Origin of the sequence: Inquilinus sp. 2KB_23, from assembly GCF_052115705.1 — a bacterium.
Classification (GTDB): domain Bacteria; phylum Pseudomonadota; class Alphaproteobacteria; order DSM-16000; family Inquilinaceae; genus Inquilinus; species Inquilinus ginsengisoli_A.
The window spans coordinates 119,065-135,299 of sequence record NZ_JBFRHF010000020.1 but is presented as its reverse complement, the minus strand read 5'-3'; the positions used below and the strand labels follow the sequence as shown (position 1 = coordinate 135,299).

Here is a 16,235-nt window from a genome sequence, read left to right as displayed (position 1 = left end):
GCCTCACGTCGTCGTTTCTATGAATCCGGCCGGGCGGTTCGGGGCTAGCGTTCACTCCAGGGGCCGAGAGAGCGTCGCTATGGGAGGACGAGCTTGGACGTCGCCGACAGCCATACCCATGTGATTTCGCGCGATGTGGAGCGGTATCCGCACGCCCCGCTCGGCGGGCATCAGTCCGACTGGTCCCAGGCCCGTCCGGTCGACCATCATGGCCTGGTGGCGGCGATGGACGAGGCCGGCAGGGGGCCTCGACCGCCACCGCCTTCATCCCGCTTGTGGTCGAGCGGTTCGGGGCCGACCGCATCCTGTGGGGGTCGAACTTCCCGGCCGCCGAAGGGGACCTGGCCGTCCTGCTGGACGAGGCCAAGGCCGGCCTGGCCGTGCTGCCCGAGGCCGATCGCGCGGCGATCCTGGCGGGGTCGGCGCGCCGGCTCTATCCCGGGCTCGGGGCACCGCGCCATGGCTGATCCGGTTCGGCTGAAGACGGTGCTCGGCACCTATCCGCACACCGCGGCGCTGAAGTCCGGCGCCCTGTGCAGCGATGAGGTGGCACTGGACTTCGTCGAGGTCGAGCCGGTGCACAAGGCCTTCGCGCCGATGGTGCGCCGGGCGGAATACGATCTCAGCGAGCTCGCCATCGCCACGGCGCTGCAGGCCAAGGCCTATGGCCGGCCGGTAGTGCTGCTGCCGGCGGTGCGCGCCTGCAGCGCGGCTGCCTGATCTATCACCGGGCCCATGGCGTGGTGGCGCCGCAGGACCTGGTCGATGCCCGGATCGGCGTGCGCGCCTACACCCAGACCACGGGGCTGTGGGTGCGGGCCCATCTGGCCGAGGATTACGGCCTGCCGATCGAGCGGATGCGCTGGGTCACCAGCGACCCCGCCCATGTCGAGGAGTACGCCGACCCGCCGATCGTCGAGCATGTCTCGGGCGAGCGGAGCCTACCCGACATGCTGCGCGATGGCGGGCGATCTTGGCCCAGGGCACGGTCAAGGAGACGCTGGGCTCGGTCAACCTGCCGCTGGTCTGCGCCGGCCAGCTGGTCCTGCCCGGCGACCTGGTCGTGGCCGATGATGACGGCATCGTGGTGGTGCCACGGCTGCGGGCCGAGGCGGTGCTGCGGCTGAGCGAGGCGCGCGAGCGCAAGGAGGCGGAGACGCGGGCCCGGCTGAAGGCCGGCGAGCTCGGCCTCGACCTCTACGGCATGCGCGACCGGCTCCGCGCCAAGGGGCTGGTCTATGTCGAGGCCGGGGACGCCATGCCCTGACCGCGGCGGGGCTTTGACCTCGGGATCCCGATCAGCGGGCTATACAGGGCGCGCGTGTTTGGCTCACAAGGCTTCAGTCCATTCGAAGAGTGAGCGCACGACATGGCACGCCAGGACAGCGGACCGTCCGAACCCGATGCCGCCGGAAACACGCGCGACCGGATCAAGTCGGTCGCCGCCGAACTCTATGTCCTGAGAGGGCACGAAGGCTTCAGCTTCGGCGACATCGCTGCGTCGATCGGGACGACGCGGGCGAACATCCATCACCATTTCGGCAGCAAGCAGCAGCTGATGGGGGAGTTGATCGAGGACATCGCGTCGAATGCCGAAGCCCGCATCGAGCGGTACTGGATGGCGGGGGACGCGGCGTTTGCCGAACGGCTGTCGATGCAACTGGACGACCTCCGCCGCTACTACGAGCGGTTCAACAAGGGCGACCAGGACCGCAATGTCTGGAGCCCGCTGTCGCGGCTGCGCCATGACCTGCCGACCCTCGGCGACAAGGCGGTGGCGGCGCTGGAACGCGTCAACCGGACCTACGAGACCTGCCTGCGGCACGCCGTCGACCAGGCGGTCAAGGCGGGGCAGCTGCGCCCGGACGCCGATGCGGACGACATCGTGAGGGTGCTTCGCGTCACCCTCTTGTCCTGTCCGCCGATGACCCAGGATGCCGGCAGGTTCGAGGAGATCGACCTGCTGTTCCAGGCCCTTGGCCGCATGATCGGTGCCGGCGCACAGCGGCAGGGCCGATCGTCCCGAGGCGAGTAGTCGATGCAAGAGCCCGTTGACAGCTTTCGCGGCCTCGGATACTTACTTACAGGTAAGTCAGCGCTGATTGTTCAAGAGGCGCGCGAGGCCGGTCTGGGGAGGCAAGGCAAGTGTTGCGGGATCAAAGCTTCGCGGAATTCGAGGTCCGGCCGTTCACCGGCTCGCTGGGCGCCGAGATCATCGGCGTCGACCTGAGGACAGTCGCCGACGACATCTTCCAGGACGTCCTCCGCGCGCTGCACGAATACCATGTGCTGGCCGTCCGCGATCAGGACCTGGTGCCGGCGACATTCCAGCAGGTCGCCCGCCGCTTCGGCCCGTTCAGCGGCAACCCGGTGCACACCCCGATGCCGGGCTTCGACGACATCGTCAAGTTCGTGCGCGAACCCGACGACACCGGCAAGGTGATCGGCGAGGACTGGCACATGGACCTGGCCTGGCTGGCGCGGCCGCCGGGCGTCACCATGCTCTATGGCGAAGAGATCCCGCCGGTCGGGGGCGACACCTGCTTCACCAGTCTCGAACGCGCCTATCAGTCGTTGACGCCGCGGCTGGTCTCGATCCTCGAAGGCCTGACCGGCATCCACAGCGGCCGCGGCGTCTTCGCGATCAACGCGCTGCAGAAGCGGCTGGGCGTGACCAAGGACATCGAGGCGATCGAGAACGCCGCGGTGGAGCACCCGGTGATCTGCACCCACCCGGTGACGGGGCGGCGCTATGTCTTCGTCAGCAGCGTCCTGACCCACTTCAAGGGCATGACCGAGGAGGAAAGCCGGCCGCTGATCGACTTCCTGTTGGCCCGGGCGACGCGGCCGGAGTTCAACTGCCGGCTGCGGTGGGAGCCGCGGACGCTCGGCATGTGGAACAACCCGTTCGTGCTGCACACGGCGATCAACGACTATCCGGGATACCGCCGCGTGATGTATCGCACGACGGTCGAGGGCGCGGTGCCGGCGGCCGCCGTGGCCTGAGACGGACCGCGGCGCCGGACGACCGCCGCGCATTGCCAGGGCAGCCGCCGTTCGGGGTCATGAAGCGTCGGCCCCCAAGCCTGAAGACCATGACCCGGGAGGCAAAATGCAAACGCGGTTCAAGCGTCTGCGACAAGGTCTGACGGGAACGTTGCCGTTCGTCGCGCCCGTGCACGTCCTGGTGCTGGGCGTCATCGTGCTGCCCTCGCTGTTCGTCGTCTGGCTCAGCTTCCAGGCCTCGACCTTTGGTCAGGCGCCGACCTTCGTCGGCTTCGACAACTATGCCCGCATCCTGGGTGACGCCTATTTCTGGCGGTCGCTGCTGAACACCGTGATCGTCGTGGCGGTCGCGGTGCATGTCGAACTGCTGGCCGGCCTCGGCATCGCCCTGCTGTTCGCCAGCGGTCTGCCGGCGCGTCGCATCCTGCTGGTCGTGGTGCTTGCCCCCTATGCCATCAGCGAGGTGACGGCGGCGGCGATGTGGCGCTTCCTGTTCGACCCGGATGTCGGCCCGGTGACCCTCGCCATCCAGGCGCTGGGGCTGCCGTCGCTCGACTGGACCTTCATCCCGATACACGGGCTGACGCTGGTCGGGCTGCTGACCATCTGGCTGCACCTGCCCTTCACCTTCATCATCCTCTACGCCGCCCGGCTGGCGATCCCGAAGGACCTGTATGAGGCCGGCCGGACCGATGGCGCGTCGTCGTTCCAGCTGTTCCGCAACGTCACCCTGCCGCTGCTGGCGCCCGCCATCCTGATCGCGATGCTGTTCCGCTATATCTTCGCCTTCCGGCTGTTTTCCGAGATCTGGCTGATGACGCAGGGCGGGCCGGCGCGCACCACCGAGGCGGTGGCCGTCTACCTCTATCTCGAGGCCTTCCGCTACAACTCCTTCGGGACCGCCGCCGCCACCGCCTGGATCATGGTGCTGGTCTCGCTGCTGCTGGCGACATTCTACATCCTGCGGCTGAAGCGGGGGATGGCGGCCGATGCGCGCTGACCGCCGCCTCATCGGCATCGGCAAGGCGGTCGCGGTCGCGGCGATCGTCCTGTGGTCGATCTTCCCGATCGCCTTCATCGTCCTGTCGTCGTTCAAGCCGGGCCGCGACATCTTCGCGGTGCCGCCGAAGCTCCTGTTCCAGCCGACGCTGGTTCACTACGCCAACCTGTGGGAGCGCTGGGGCAGCTTCTTCGACGGACTGGTCAACAGCCTGATCGTGACGGCGGGTTCGGCCGTGCTGGCCGTCGCCATCAGCTCACTGGCCGGCTTCGTGTATTCGCGGCAGAAGAGCCGGCTGCTCACCGGCTCGATCTTCTTCCTGATCGGGGTGCGGCTGATCCCACCGATCGTCGTTACCCTGCCGCTGTTCCCGATCGTCAACTGGCTCGGGCTGAACGACACGCATCTGGTGCTGATCCTGCTCTACACCAGCTTCTTCGTGTCGCTGGGCACGATCCTGATGCGCACCTTCATCGACCAGATCCCGCGCGAACTCGACGAAGCCGCCATCATCGACGGGGCCAGCCGGCTCACGGTCCTGCGCCGGATCATCCTGCCGCTGGCCGCGCCCGGCATGCTGGCGGTCGCCGTCTTCGTCGTGGTGTTCGCCTGGAACGAGTTCCTGTTCGCCTTCATCTTCACCGCGACCAAGGCCAAGACCGCGCCCTTCGTGCTGTCGGAGATGATCAGTTCGGTCGACGGGGTCGACTGGGGCGTGCTGTTCGCCGCCGCGACGGTTCAACTGCTGCCGGTTCTGGTGTTCGTGATGGTCATGAACCGGTTCCTGGTCGCCGGCCTGACGGCCGGCGCAACCAAGGGGTGATCGACACCCACCACAGGGGAGGACAAGCGTGGCAATCAATCTGACAAGGCGGGGACTACTCGCCAGCACGATGGCCGGCGCCGCGACGATGGCGCTGGGCCGCGCCGCCCTGGGACAGACCAGGACGCTGAACGCGCTGTCGCACCTGGTGCACCAGAATGTGCTGACCAAGGGCAGCGCGGGCGACGTGATCGCCCCGTGGTGCAAGGCCGCGGGGGCGGAGATCACCTGGACCACGTTGGACAGCAATCCGCTGCAGGACCGGCTGTTCCGGGAGGCGAGCCTCGGCCAGACCACCTTCAATGTCGGCTTCGTCGTCGACAACCGCATGACGCCGCAGATCGCCGGGCTGTTCGAACCCCTCGACGGCTACCAGGCGTCCGACCCGATCGAGGATATCGACGACATCGCCCCGGGCCTGCGCCGCGCCATGACTGTCGGCGGCAAGACCGTCGGCATTCCGGTGCGCCACGCCACCCAGGCGCTGTTCTACAGCGAGGCCCTGCTGGAGGAGGCCGGCATCGCCGCGCCGCCCACGACGGTCGAGGAACTGGTCGAGCAGGCGAAGAAACTGACCTTCACCTCCGCCGCCGGGACGCCGGTGACCGGGATGATCCTGGCCAGCGACCTCGCCGTCTTTCCGGTGATGTTCGCCCGGGCTTTCGGCGGCGACTTCATCGGTTCGGACTTCAAGGTGGTCCCGAACCGGGAGGCGATGGAAAAGGGCCTGAGCGTGCTGGCCGACCTGTTCCAGGCCCGCGCGCTGCCCCGCAGCTACGCCAACACCCGCAACGACGACATGGTGACCTGGCTGCAGCAGGGCCGGGCCGCGTTCGGCGTGCTGCCCTTCGCCCGGTTCGCGCAGCTGAACAACCCCGAGCAGTCCTCGGTCCCGGGCAAGATCAAGGCGGTTGAGTTTCCCGGCTCGGCGACACTTCCCGCCGGCAGCACCATGGCCGCGGTGGTGGAATCCTGGGCCATGGTGATCCCGGCCAATTCGGCCGACAAGGACCTGTCCTGGAGCTTCATCAAGGCCGTCTCCAGCAAGGCGGTCACGCTGGGTGCGGCGTGCAACGGCAACGGCCCGGTCCGCGTCTCGACCTATGCCGACGCCGATTTCGCGGCGGCGCAGCCGCTGGCCAAGATCGAATCCGCCGCGCTGGCCAAGGCGCGCCCGGCCTTTCCGGCCTTCCCCGAGGCGGTGCGGGCGCAGGCGACGTTCCTTGAGGAGGTCCAGCTTGCGGTGCTCGGCCGCAAGACACCGCAGGAGGCGGTTGCGGCGATCGTGGAGAGAGTCACGCCACTGATGCCGGCCTGATCGAGCCCGGCGCCGACGGCTCGAGCAGAGCGCCAGACCCCGCAGCATCGGCTCGGTCGACCTGTGCCGCGGTATTGGTCGATCTCTCCCTCGGGCCGATCCCCAAGGCCGCACTCGCACGATAGGCTTGTCTGCAAGGCTCACGAATGACGTGGGTGTCGGTCGACCGACGTGAGGTCCGCTTCCCGTCGCTGCCCGGCCGGAACAGGACATGCGGCAGAATGGATCGGCTTCCCACCTCGATGCTCTTGGAGTCCCCGCTCGCGCACCTGAACCTGGTCGGCGTCGCCGGGATCATCGTGTGGCACCTGATCCCGGGACAGCGATCGAACACCCGGCTCCTGGTGCAGATCGCGTTTTTCGCGGTGATGACCGCGATTCTCGTCCGCAGCAACCTGTCTCCATCGATCTCCGAGGGGCGCCCCACCGAGTATGACGGTGCCTTGCTCGTCGTCTCCGCGCGGCTCCTGTGGTGGACGCATCTGGCCTGGGCCCTCATCGGATTCGTGCGCATCTACCTCGTCCTCGAGAGCCGCCCCCACGAGGCGCGCCTGCTCCAGGACCTTGTCGTTGGAACCGTCTATCTCGGCGTGGCCCTGTCGGTCCTCGCCTTTGTCTTCGGCATTCCGATCGGCACTCTGGTCGCGACGTCGGGCGTCATCGCCATCATTCTCGGCCTTGCCCTTCAGAACACGCTCAGCGACGTGTTTTCCGGCGTCGCCATGACGCTTGGCCGGGCTTTCGCGATCGGCGATTGGATCGTTCTCACCGACGGGACCGAGGGGAGGGTGGTCGAGAGCACCTGGCGCGCGACCCATCTCCTGAGCGGCTCGAGCAACATGGTCGTGCTGCCGAACAGCCTTCTGGCCCGGCTGGGTGTGACCAATGTCAGCCGGCCCGACGAGTCGCATCTGGTGTCGCTGACCGTGCGTCTCGCCCCGACGCGGATGCCGGCATCCATCATGGAGGTGATGCATCTCGCCCTCCTCAGCGCCGATGCCACCGTCAAGGACCCGCCGCCGTCGGTCGCCTTGAGGGGCCTGGATGCGGCGGCGCTGGAGATGGAGCTGCAGTTCCGGGTCGCCAGCCCGGCGAAGCGGACGCAGGCCCGGAACGAGGTCTTCGATCTCGTCTACCGCCATTGCAAGGCGGCGGGGCTGCTGCTGGCGCTGCCGCCGGACGCCTTGATTGCCGCCACGGACCTGCCCACCGAGGAGACGGCGCGTCCGCCCCATGTGTCCCCCATGGCCCTGATCGAGGCGATGCCGATCTTCGCGGCCCTGACGCCCGAGGAGAAGCAGGCCCTCGCCGACGCGACCTCCACGCGGGAGTATCGCAGGGGCGATGTCATCGTCCGCGAGGGCGGCACGCTGTCCGCGCTGATGATCCTCCGCGCCGGCGTCGTCGTCATGCATCGCGGCGGGGAAGAGGCCGGCCGGCTGGCTCCCGGCGACTTCTTCGGCGAGACCGGGCTGCTGGCGGGCATGGGAGAGGTCTGCACGCTGGAGGCCATGACGCGCGTCGTGGTCTACGAGGTCGATCAGGGCGCATTCGAGCCCCTGATCCACAACCGCCCGGCCCTGGCCGAGGATCTGGCCCTGAGCCTCTCCGCGCGGGCGCTGAAAGCCCAGGCGAAGGCGGCCCACGGGCCGAAGCATGACCGCAGCCCGCACTTCTTCCTGGGGGCCATCCAGACCGTGTTCCGGAGACGGCCGGTGGGCTGACAGGGATGGCCGAACCGTCGTTTGATTAAGGATAAACAATATCCTCAATTATCGTTGCGATCCCTATTAAGGACTGTTAGGGTCCGAATTATGGTTCACCTGACCGCAATCGCCTCATCGAACCGGGATTGGCCATGAACACGGTCGCCGCAACCGAGCGCCCCCTGGTGCTGATCGTCGATGACGACGAAGCCGTGCGCTTCGCACTGCAGGAGCTCATGCTTTCGGTCGGGCTCGATGCCGCCGGGTTCGCATCGGCGCGCGAGCTGCTGGACGCGACACTGCCGGACCGTTCGGGATGCCTGGTCCTCGACGTGCGCCTGCCCGGGACGAGCGGGCTCGATCTGCAGCAGCATCTCGCATCCAACGGCAAGGACAAGCCGATCGTCTTCCTGACCGGCCACGGCGACATCCCGATGACGGTCCAGGCGATGAAGGCCGGCGCCATCGATTTCCTGACCAAGCCGGTGCGCGACCAGACCTTGCTGGACGCCGTCACGATCGGCATCGAGCGCGATGTCGCCCAGCGTGCCAAGGCCCGGGTCGCCCGGCTGCATGGCGACCGCTACAAGACCCTGACCCGGCGTGAGCGGCAGGTGATGTGCGCCGTGGCGCTGGGGCGCTTCAACAAGCAGGTCGCGTTTGACCTCGGCATCAGCGAGGTCACCGTCAAGCTTCATCGCAGCAATACGATGAGGAAGATGAACGCCACATCCGTCGGTGAGCTCATTCGCGCGTGGGAGGCCCTTCCGCCGGACCTTCGCGAGGAGGAGCCGACCTAAACCACGGGATAGTTACGGGTGGGCCGCGGATGGCGCGACATGGGGGCACAGCCGCATCAATGAAGGCCATCCGCTTGTCCAAGGTGCCCGTGATCGCGATCGTCGACGATGACGAAGCCATGCGCGACGCGTTGTCGGAGCTTCTCCAGGTGATGGGGTTTTCCTGCAGCGCCTTCGACGGTGCGGCGGCCTTCCTCGCGCACCACGCACCCGGACGGTTCGACTGCCTCATCACCGACGTGCGGATGCCGGGGATGGACGGGATCGATCTGCATCGCCGGCTGCGCGCCCTCGGTTCGACCCTGCCCGTGGTCATCATCACCTCCGCGCCCGATCCGGCAACGCGGGCGCGGGCGCTGGACGGCGGCGCCTGCGCCTACCTGGCCAAACCGGTGGACGACAGCGCGCTTCTCGACCACCTCAGGTCGGTGCTGGGCCACGACGACGGACGCGACGAACAGCTCGACGAAGAAGACTTACCCGGAGGCTGATATGTCCGAGATGCGTTCTTCGACCAGCGAGCTTCACGCCGGGTTCGTCCCGGAGTTCGATGCGCTGTATCGCGGGTCGCCCTATTGGGAGCTCGACACGGCGGACGCCCGGATGTTCGTCGGCGCCGGTCCGTCGGGCCGCGAGCCCCAGGCGGATTGGGTGGGGGAGGTGCTGGGGCGCTCCCGCGTCGTGGGCCTCAACGAGCGCGCCGCGCATCTGGTGGGGGCTCCTGCGGGCCGCGAGGAGATGATCGGCCGGCCCATCGCGGAATTCTGGCCGCCGGACAGCCAGGATGATCTTGCCGAACTGATCGCTGATGTCGCGACCGACCGGTCCCCTCGCGTGATCCGGACACGCGACATCGGCTCGTTGCTGCTGCAGGATCCCGTGCTGACGGTGTGGCGCTCGCATGAGACGGGCGCCGACACGGTGTTCGTGGCCGTGAGGGGCGCGGTGAACGACCGCCGTTCCTACTGGTCGCTGCGTGCGAGCGAGGAACGCTACCGCAAGCTCATCCACCACATACCCAACCCTCTCCTCCGGGTCGACGCGAGGGCGATGGGCCGGGTGTTCGCGCGGCTGAAGGCAGAGGGCGTCAACGACCTCGATTCCTATCTCGATGCCCATCCGGAGCTGCTCGCCTTCGCGGAGCAGAGCGTGCGCATCACGGAGATCAACCGGGCCGCGGCGCTGCTGTTCGGCGCGACGAGCGCGACGGATCTTGTCGGCCCGGTGAAATGCCTGCTCCAGGCGTCCCCCGAGACCACCCGGAGGGTCATGGTCGCGCAATTCGACGGGCGCCGCAGCCATGCCGAGGTGATGAAGCTGTGCACGCTCGATGGCCGGCTGCTCGACGTTCAACTGGCGGTGACCTTTCCGACGCCGCCGGAACAGCTGGATGTGACGGTCATCAGCCTGGACGACCTCACCGACCGGCTTCGCACCGAGGCGCAGCTTCGCCAGCTTCAGGCCGATTTCACGCGGGCTGCCCGCATCTCGACCCTCGGCGAGCTCGCCACCTCGATCGCGCATGAGGTGAACCAGCCGCTCGCCGCGATTTTCACCAATGCGGAGACCAGCCTGCGGTGGCTCGCGCGCGACGAGCCGAACCTGGCGAAGGTCGTGCAACTAACGACCCGGATCGCGGCGAGTGCCCGCCATGCGACCGAGATCGTCCAGCGCATCCGGGCGATGACGGCGAAACATGCGCCGGAGCGCCGGCCCCTGGAGCTGAACGAGGTGGTCGACGAGGCGCTGCTGTTCCTTCGCCATGACATCGAAACCCGCTCGATCCGATTGTCGGCAAGGCTCGGGCTCGGCCTGCCCCGCGTGATCGGAGACCGGGTCCAGCTGCAGCAGGTGATCGTCAACCTGCTGGTCAACAGCGCCCAGGCCATCGGCCAGGCCGGCGCGAAGGGCGGGCTGGTCGAACTGAGCACCGGGCTCAGCGAAGCCGGCGAGGTCGTCTTCGTGATCCGGGACAACGGGCCCGGCATCCCGGCTGAAGACCTCGACCGCATCTTCGAGGGCTTCTTCACCACCAAGGACGAAGGAATGGGGCTGGGCCTCGCCATCTGCCAGTCGATCATGACGGCGCATGGCGGCGGCATCGTCGCCTCGAACCGTCCCGAGGGCGGCGCGTGCTTCCGGCTGTGGCTTCCGGCGGAGCCCATCGCGGCGCAGGGCTGGGAGACGCGGCCGCTGTAGGCCCGACCTGTGCCAAGGTCGAGGTTCGTCCATCCTTTGATGTGCGGGATTGGCGGTCGGCACAATGGTCGGGGAGGGGGCGATCCGCGATCCTTCCGCTCGTTGCCAGGCGCCGGCCGCGGGGTGAAGGGGAGGGACCCTCGACCGGGGCGGCCGCCGATGGCCAGACCGTGAGAGGTGAATCCATGAAGATCGTCGTCATCGGCGGGACCGGCCTGATCGGGTCCAAGGTCGTGGCCATGCTGAGCCAGAAGGGCCACCACGCCCTCGCCGCCGCCCCGAGCACGGGCGTCGACACCGTCACCGGCCAGGGGCTGGCCGAGGCGCTGACGGGGGCCGACGTCGTCGTCGACCTCGCCAACTCCCCGTCCTTCGAGGAGCAGGCGGCGATGGAGTTCTTCCAGACCGCCGGCCGCAACATCACCGCGGCGGAGGTGAAGGCCGGGGTCCGGCACCATGTCGCCCTGTCGGTCGTCGGCACCGAGCGGCTGCTGGAAAGCGGCTATTTCCGCGCCAAGCTGGCGCAGGAGCGCCTGATCAAGGCCTCGCCGATCCCCTACACCCTGCTCCGCGCCTGCCAGTTCTTCGAGTTCATCCGCACCATCGCGGACATCTCCATGGTGGATGGCGCCGTGCGCCTGCCGCACACGCTGTTCCAGCCGATGGCGGCGCAGGACGTCGCGGCCGCGATGGCCGAGGCGGCGCTGGCCGCACCGGCGAACGGCATGCGGGAGGTCGGCGGACCCGTCCCGGTCCATCTCGACGACATGATCGCCAAGGTCCTCGCCTACGACAAGGATCCGCGCCAGGTGATCACGGACCCGCAGGCGCCGTATTACGGCATCAAGGTGGACGACCGGTCGCTGATGCCCGGCCCGGATGCCCGCCTCGGCTCCACCACCATCGACTGGTGGCTGGCCAACGTCCCGCCGCCGAAGAAGAAGTGACCGGCGACGTCCATCAAGAAAGGACTCAGCGATGCTGAAGCAGATCTGCGTCGGCGTGGCCGTGCTCATGGGGGTTCTGGCCGAGGCGAACGGCGTGTTCATGCTGTTGTCGCCGGACGCCTGGTACTTCGCGGTGCCCGGCGTCACCACGACCGGCCCGTTCAACCAGCACTTCATCCGCGATATCGGACTGATCTTCCTGTTCGTCGGCACGTCCTACCTGTTCGGCGCCGCGCAGCCGCGGCACCGGATCATCTTCTGGGCCGCGCCCACCCTGTGGCTGGGCGGCCACGCCCTGTTCCACTACTGGGAGGTCGCCGTCGGCATCTGCGGGCCGTCGGTGCTGATCCGCGACTTTCCGGCGGTGACGCTCCCGGCCGCGATCGGGGTGCTCCTGACCCTCTGGGCGATTTCGGACGCCCGCTCGACCCATTCCCTCAGAGAGAGATACTCATGACCCCGCGCCTGAACATCTTCCAGGTCGCCCCCGAAGGGACCAAGGCGATGATGGCCGTCGGCACCGCTGTGGAGAACAGCGGCCTCGAGCACAGCCTGATCCAACTGGTGAAGCTGCGCGCGTCGCAGATCAACGGCTGCGCCTTCTGCATCCACATGCACGCCACCGACGCGGTGAAGCATGGCGAGAGCCCGATGCGGATCCACCTGCTCGATGCCTGGCGGGAATCCCCTGTGTTCACCGACCGCGAGCGCGCCGCGCTGGCCTGGACCGAGAGCCTGACCAAGGTCGCCGAGACGGGCGCCCCCGATGCCGACTATGCGGTGCTGAAGGGCCGCTTCAGCGACACCGAGATCGGCAACCTCACCCTGCTGATCGGAACGATCAACCTGTGGAACCGGGTGCAGGTCGGCCTCCGCGCCATCCCCAAGGTCGACGTGCCGGCCAAGGACGCCGCCTGATCGATCCGGAGACTGCGCCGCCCCGGCGGCGCAGTCCCGTCACCCCAAGCAAGACGTTCCATCCCGATAATCGACCCGCCGTTGACCTCGCTGAAGCGGGCCAATACTGTCGGCCCCTTCTTTGACATTCCGGGGGCCGCCATGGCCCAGATCCTGGTTCAGGGCCTGGCGAAGACCTATCGCGTGGCCGAACGCGATCCCGGCGTGCTGGGCGCCGTGCGCGGACTCGTCCGCCGACGCTGGCGCACGGTGGAGGCGCTGAAGGACGTCAGCTTCGCCTTGGAGCGAGGGGAACTCCTGGGCTTCATCGGCCCCAACGGCGCGGGTAAATCGACCACCATCAAGATTCTCTCGGGGATCCTGCGGCCCGATTCCGGCCGGGTCGAGATCGACGGTCTGGTTCCCCATCTCGACCGCATCAGCCACGTTGCCCGCATCGGCGTCGTGTTCGGCCAGAGGACGCAGCTGTGGTGGGACCTGCCGGTCATCGACGGCTTCGACCTGCTGCGCGACATCTATCGGGTGGATCCGCGACGCTACCGGACGACCCGCGACGAGCTGGTCGGGATGCTCCGGCTGGAGCGTCTTCTCGACCAGCCGGTGCGACAGCTCTCGCTCGGCCAGCGCATGCGGGCGGAACTTGCCGCGGCCCTGCTGCACGAGCCGTCGATCCTCTTTCTCGACGAGCCGACCATAGGCCTCGATGCGCCTTCGAAACTGGCGGTGCGGGAATTCATCAAGACACTGAACCGCGAGCGCGGCGTCACCGTCCTGCTCACCACCCACGACATGCATGACATCGAGGCCCTGGCTGAGCGGGTCATCGTCATCGGCCATGGCCGGGTCCTAGCGGACAGCCCCTTCGAAGCCCTGCGCGCCACCGTGCTCACCGAGCGCCGGCTGTTCGTGGATTTCGCCCAGGATGCGCCTGATCTCGCCTTGCCCGGCGTCGAGATCCGGGGTCGCAGCGGACGGTCCATGGAGCTTGCCTTCGATCCCCGCATGACCAACGCCCCGGCGCTCATCGCGGCCATCACGGCAGGGCACGCGGTCGACGACATCCATGTCGAGCAGCCGGCCATCGAGGAGGTCATCGCCCGGTTCTACGACCTGCACGGCGCCGGCGAGGCCTGACCCATGGAGGCCCTCCGTCCCTACATCGCGGCCTTTTCCTCGCGATTCCTGCTGATGATGCAGTATCGGGCCGCGGCCGTGGCCGGCTTCGCCACCCAATGCTGGTTCGGCGCGGTGCGCGTCATGGTGCTGGCCGCTTTCTACCTTGGCGCGCCGGAGGCCGCCGCCGGCACATCCTTCGACCTCTCCCAGGCCGTCACATACACCTGGCTGGCCCAAGGCCTCCTGGCCCTGCTGCCCTGGGCCGCAGATCCCGATATCGCCGCGGCGGTGCGCACAGGCGCGATCGGCTACGATCGGCTGCGACCGGTGGATGCCTATGCCCTCTGGTATGCCCGCACGGCCGGCTGGATGACGGCCCGCGTCGCTCCCAGACTGGGTCTGATGGCTCTCGCGGCCGGGGTCGGCCTGCCCCTGCTCGGCCAGGCGGAATGGGCCTGGAAGCCGCCGCCGAATGCTTCCGCCGCCCTGCTTTTCATCCTCTCGCTGTCTTTGGCGGCAGCGCTCTCCTGCGCTGTCGTCATGCTGATCAACATCGTCGTGGTGGCGACGCTCAATGCCCGGGGTGTCAACTCCCTGGCCATGCCGGTGGTCATCGTCTTCTCCGGCTCCCTGCTGCCCTTGCCGCTCTATCCCGACGCGATCCGCGCGGCGCTCTTCATCCAGCCCCTGGCCGGCGTCCTCGACATCCCCAATCGGATCTATTCCGGCGCGCTGGCGGGCTTCATGGCCTGGGCGGGAATCGGGCTGCAGGCGTTCTGGACCTTCGCCCTGATCGTCGCCGGCCGGCTGTGGCTGCGCCGTGTCGTGCGCCGCCTCGAAGTCCAGGGAGGGTAGGGCGGTGAACGGCATCACCCTGCTCGTCCGGTATTTCACGGCCTCGATCCGCAGCCAGATGCAATACCCGGCATCGGCGATGATGCTGACCTTCGGGCAGCTGGCTTCGACGGCCATCGAGATCGTCTCGATCTGGGCCTTGTTCGACCGGTTCGGGGCCGTGAAGGGCTGGGGCTTCGGGGAGGTGATGTTCTTCTACGCCCTGATCGGCATCAGCTTTTCCATCGCCGATTTCGTGACCCGCGGATTCGACGTCTTCGGCACCGATTTCGTGCGCACGGGCGATTTCGACCGCCTGCTGCTCAGGCCCCGGTCGGCGGCGCTGCAGCTGGTGGGCCATGACTTCCGTATCAGCCGGTTCGGGCGGTTCGTGCAGGCGGCCGTCATCCTGGTGGCAGCCACCGAATCCCTGCAGTTCATGTGGACCCCGGAGACCGTCGTCCTGGCCCTCTGGACGATCGCCGGCGGCACGGCCTTCTTCGTCGCCCTCTTCATCTTTCAGGCCGCCATGGCCTTCTGGACCATCGAAAGCCTGGAAGCCGTCAACGCCCTCACCTACGGCGGCGTCTATGCGGGCCAGTTCCCACTCGGCCTCTATGCCCGCTGGTTCCGCACCTTCCTGACCTTCATCGTGCCGCTGGCCTGCGTGGCGTATTATCCGGTGCTCGCCATCCTGGGGCGATCCGATCCCCTGGGCGCCCCCGATTGGTTTCTGCCGATGGCGCCGGCGGCGGGATTCGGCCTCCTGGCCCTCTCGTTTCTGGCATGGCGGATCGGAGTGTCGAAGTACATGTCGACCGGCAGCTGACTCACCCGGTACGAGGTGATCAACCGACGAACCCCATCCGCAGGCTGCGTGGACACAGTGCTCGTGGAGTCGACGGGGGCCGGAGCCACTGCCGGTCGCCTCACCGGGGCCGGCGGACGGCCCTGAGCTTGCCGGTGGGGCCGCCGCCACAGAAGAACTGGTCGCCGCCGTCGGATTCCAGCCCCGACACGGCGGTTCCCGGCGGCATTTCGAGAATTTCCAGGGCCTCCCCGGTCTGGGGGTCGATCCGCCTCACGTCGCTCTCGTCGCCCTCCCAGGTGCCGTGCCAGAGCTCGCCGTCGACCCAGCTGACCCCGGTGACGAAGCGGTTGGATTCGATGGTGCGGAGAACCGCCCCGGTCTCGGGGTCGATCTGGTGGATCTTGCGGTCCCGGTACTGCCCCACCCAAAGCGTCCCTTCGGCCCAGGCCAGCCCGGAGTCGCCGCCGCCGCCGGGCGCCGGGATGGTGGCGAGCACGCGGCCGGTCTTCGGATCGATCTTCTGGATGTGCTCCTCGGCGATCTGGAACAGGTGCCGGCCGTCGAAGGCGGTGCCGGCATGCGCGGCGACCTCGATCGAGCGCACCGTCTCCCCGGTCGCGGGATCGAGGGCCTTCAGCGAGTCACCGGCGGCAAACCAGACGTGCTGGCCGTCATAGGTGACCCCGGCCACCTGGTCGACGCCCGGGAAGGGGCCGTATTCGCGGACGATTTCGGCTGCTGATCGTTTCATGGGTCC

General features: G+C 67.9%; 19 protein-coding genes. 18 read left to right on the top strand and 1 reads right to left on the bottom strand.

From position 1 onward, the window contains the following. The first annotated feature begins 23 nt into the window (after window positions 1-23). The 18 genes from AB4112_RS24255 (at window position 24) to AB4112_RS24170 (ending at window position 15,496) form a co-directional block, all read left to right on the top strand. Window positions 24-467 (top strand): amidohydrolase family protein, encoded by a 444-nt coding sequence (locus tag AB4112_RS24255; protein WP_309793148.1) that lies wholly within the window; start codon window positions 24-26, stop codon window positions 465-467. Then, the gene (locus AB4112_RS24250; protein ID WP_309792395.1) at window positions 460-720 is read left to right on the top strand and encodes a hypothetical protein; all 261 of its coding nucleotides are present in this window, start codon (window positions 460-462) and stop codon (window positions 718-720) included. Before AB4112_RS24255 ends, AB4112_RS24250 begins: the two co-directional genes overlap by 8 nt. A 253-nt stretch (window positions 721-973) precedes the next feature. Then, window positions 974-1,267 carry a hypothetical protein gene (locus AB4112_RS24245; RefSeq protein WP_309792394.1) on the top strand — a complete coding sequence of 98 codons (294 nt, stop codon included), beginning with the start codon at window positions 974-976 and terminating at the stop codon, window positions 1,265-1,267. Between the two features lie 102 nt (window positions 1,268-1,369). Next, window positions 1,370-2,035, top strand: coding sequence for a TetR/AcrR family transcriptional regulator (locus tag AB4112_RS24240; RefSeq protein WP_309792393.1), 666 nt, complete (start codon window positions 1,370-1,372; stop codon window positions 2,033-2,035). Window positions 2,036-2,145: 110 nt separating this feature from the next. Next, window positions 2,146-3,006, top strand: coding sequence for a TauD/TfdA dioxygenase family protein (locus AB4112_RS24235; RefSeq protein ID WP_309792392.1), 861 nt, complete (start codon window positions 2,146-2,148; stop codon window positions 3,004-3,006). Between the two features lie 151 nt (window positions 3,007-3,157). Continuing rightward, the gene (locus tag AB4112_RS24230; RefSeq protein ID WP_441723494.1) at window positions 3,158-4,006 is read left to right on the top strand and encodes a carbohydrate ABC transporter permease; all 849 of its coding nucleotides are present in this window, start codon (window positions 3,158-3,160) and stop codon (window positions 4,004-4,006) included. Next, window positions 3,996-4,829: a carbohydrate ABC transporter permease gene (locus AB4112_RS24225; protein WP_309792390.1), complete on the top strand. Its 834-nt coding sequence runs from the start codon at window positions 3,996-3,998 to the stop codon at window positions 4,827-4,829. Before AB4112_RS24230 ends, AB4112_RS24225 begins: the two co-directional genes overlap by 11 nt. 28 nt (window positions 4,830-4,857) lie before the next feature. Next, a complete protein-coding gene (locus AB4112_RS24220) occupies window positions 4,858-6,147 on the top strand; it encodes an ABC transporter substrate-binding protein (RefSeq protein ID WP_441723493.1) in 1,290 nt (429 codons plus the stop codon). Window positions 6,148-6,368: 221 nt separating this feature from the next. Next, window positions 6,369-7,871 carry a mechanosensitive ion channel family protein gene (locus AB4112_RS24215; RefSeq protein ID WP_441723492.1) on the top strand — a complete coding sequence of 501 codons (1,503 nt, stop codon included), beginning with the start codon at window positions 6,369-6,371 and terminating at the stop codon, window positions 7,869-7,871. A gap of 134 nt (window positions 7,872-8,005) precedes the next feature. Then, window positions 8,006-8,653: a response regulator transcription factor gene (locus AB4112_RS24210; protein ID WP_441723491.1), complete on the top strand. Its 648-nt coding sequence runs from the start codon at window positions 8,006-8,008 to the stop codon at window positions 8,651-8,653. A 59-nt stretch (window positions 8,654-8,712) separates the two neighbouring features. Further along, window positions 8,713-9,144, top strand: coding sequence for a response regulator transcription factor (locus AB4112_RS24205; RefSeq protein ID WP_309792386.1), 432 nt, complete (start codon window positions 8,713-8,715; stop codon window positions 9,142-9,144). 1 nt (window position 9,145) lies between these two features. Further along, window positions 9,146-10,852, top strand: a complete 1,707-nt coding sequence (locus tag AB4112_RS24200) for an ATP-binding protein (protein WP_441723490.1) — start codon at window positions 9,146-9,148, stop codon at window positions 10,850-10,852. Between the two features lie 185 nt (window positions 10,853-11,037). Continuing rightward, window positions 11,038-11,799 (top strand): SDR family oxidoreductase, encoded by a 762-nt coding sequence (locus AB4112_RS24195; RefSeq protein WP_441723489.1) that lies wholly within the window; start codon window positions 11,038-11,040, stop codon window positions 11,797-11,799. Window positions 11,800-11,830: 31 nt separating this feature from the next. Continuing rightward, a complete protein-coding gene (locus AB4112_RS24190) occupies window positions 11,831-12,256 on the top strand; it encodes a hypothetical protein (RefSeq protein ID WP_441723488.1) in 426 nt (141 codons plus the stop codon). Further along, on the top strand, window positions 12,253-12,717 hold the full coding sequence (locus tag AB4112_RS24185) for a carboxymuconolactone decarboxylase family protein (protein ID WP_441723487.1): 465 nt from the start codon (window positions 12,253-12,255) through the stop codon (window positions 12,715-12,717). Before AB4112_RS24190 ends, AB4112_RS24185 begins: the two co-directional genes overlap by 4 nt. Before the next feature lie 141 nt (window positions 12,718-12,858). Further along, window positions 12,859-13,851, top strand: a complete 993-nt coding sequence (locus tag AB4112_RS24180; protein ID WP_309792380.1) for an ABC transporter ATP-binding protein — start codon at window positions 12,859-12,861, stop codon at window positions 13,849-13,851. A gap of 3 nt (window positions 13,852-13,854) precedes the next feature. Beyond that, on the top strand, window positions 13,855-14,688 hold the full coding sequence (locus AB4112_RS24175) for an ABC transporter permease (RefSeq protein WP_441723486.1): 834 nt from the start codon (window positions 13,855-13,857) through the stop codon (window positions 14,686-14,688). Window positions 14,689-14,692: 4 nt separating this feature from the next. Beyond that, window positions 14,693-15,496, top strand: coding sequence for an ABC transporter permease (locus AB4112_RS24170; protein WP_441723485.1), 804 nt, complete (start codon window positions 14,693-14,695; stop codon window positions 15,494-15,496). A 100-nt stretch (window positions 15,497-15,596) separates the two neighbouring features. On the opposite strand, the gene AB4112_RS24165 is transcribed toward AB4112_RS24170, so the two are convergent. After that, entirely contained in the window at window positions 15,597-16,229 is a 633-nt protein-coding gene (locus tag AB4112_RS24165; RefSeq protein ID WP_441723484.1) for a Vgb family protein, read from the bottom strand. Window positions 16,230-16,235: the final 6 nt, after the last annotated feature.

Coding starts and splice junctions, on each gene's coding strand:
- AB4112_RS24250 (WP_309792395.1), top strand. CDS start 460: ATGGCTGATCCGGTTCGGCTGAAGACGGTGCTCGGCACCTATCCGCAC.
- AB4112_RS24240 (WP_309792393.1), top strand. CDS start 1,370: ATGGCACGCCAGGACAGCGGACCGTCCGAACCCGATGCCGCCGGAAAC.
- AB4112_RS24225 (WP_309792390.1), top strand. CDS start 3,996: ATGCGCGCTGACCGCCGCCTCATCGGCATCGGCAAGGCGGTCGCGGTC.
- AB4112_RS24215 (WP_441723492.1), top strand. CDS start 6,369: ATGGATCGGCTTCCCACCTCGATGCTCTTGGAGTCCCCGCTCGCGCAC.
- AB4112_RS24210 (WP_441723491.1), top strand. CDS start 8,006: ATGAACACGGTCGCCGCAACCGAGCGCCCCCTGGTGCTGATCGTCGAT.
- AB4112_RS24205 (WP_309792386.1), top strand. CDS start 8,713: ATGAAGGCCATCCGCTTGTCCAAGGTGCCCGTGATCGCGATCGTCGAC.
- AB4112_RS24200 (WP_441723490.1), top strand. CDS start 9,146: ATGTCCGAGATGCGTTCTTCGACCAGCGAGCTTCACGCCGGGTTCGTC.
- AB4112_RS24195 (WP_441723489.1), top strand. CDS start 11,038: ATGAAGATCGTCGTCATCGGCGGGACCGGCCTGATCGGGTCCAAGGTC.
- AB4112_RS24190 (WP_441723488.1), top strand. CDS start 11,831: ATGCTGAAGCAGATCTGCGTCGGCGTGGCCGTGCTCATGGGGGTTCTG.
- AB4112_RS24185 (WP_441723487.1), top strand. CDS start 12,253: ATGACCCCGCGCCTGAACATCTTCCAGGTCGCCCCCGAAGGGACCAAG.
- AB4112_RS24180 (WP_309792380.1), top strand. CDS start 12,859: ATGGCCCAGATCCTGGTTCAGGGCCTGGCGAAGACCTATCGCGTGGCC.
- AB4112_RS24175 (WP_441723486.1), top strand. CDS start 13,855: ATGGAGGCCCTCCGTCCCTACATCGCGGCCTTTTCCTCGCGATTCCTG.
- AB4112_RS24165 (WP_441723484.1), bottom strand. CDS start 16,229: ATGAAACGATCAGCAGCCGAAATCGTCCGCGAATACGGCCCCTTCCCG.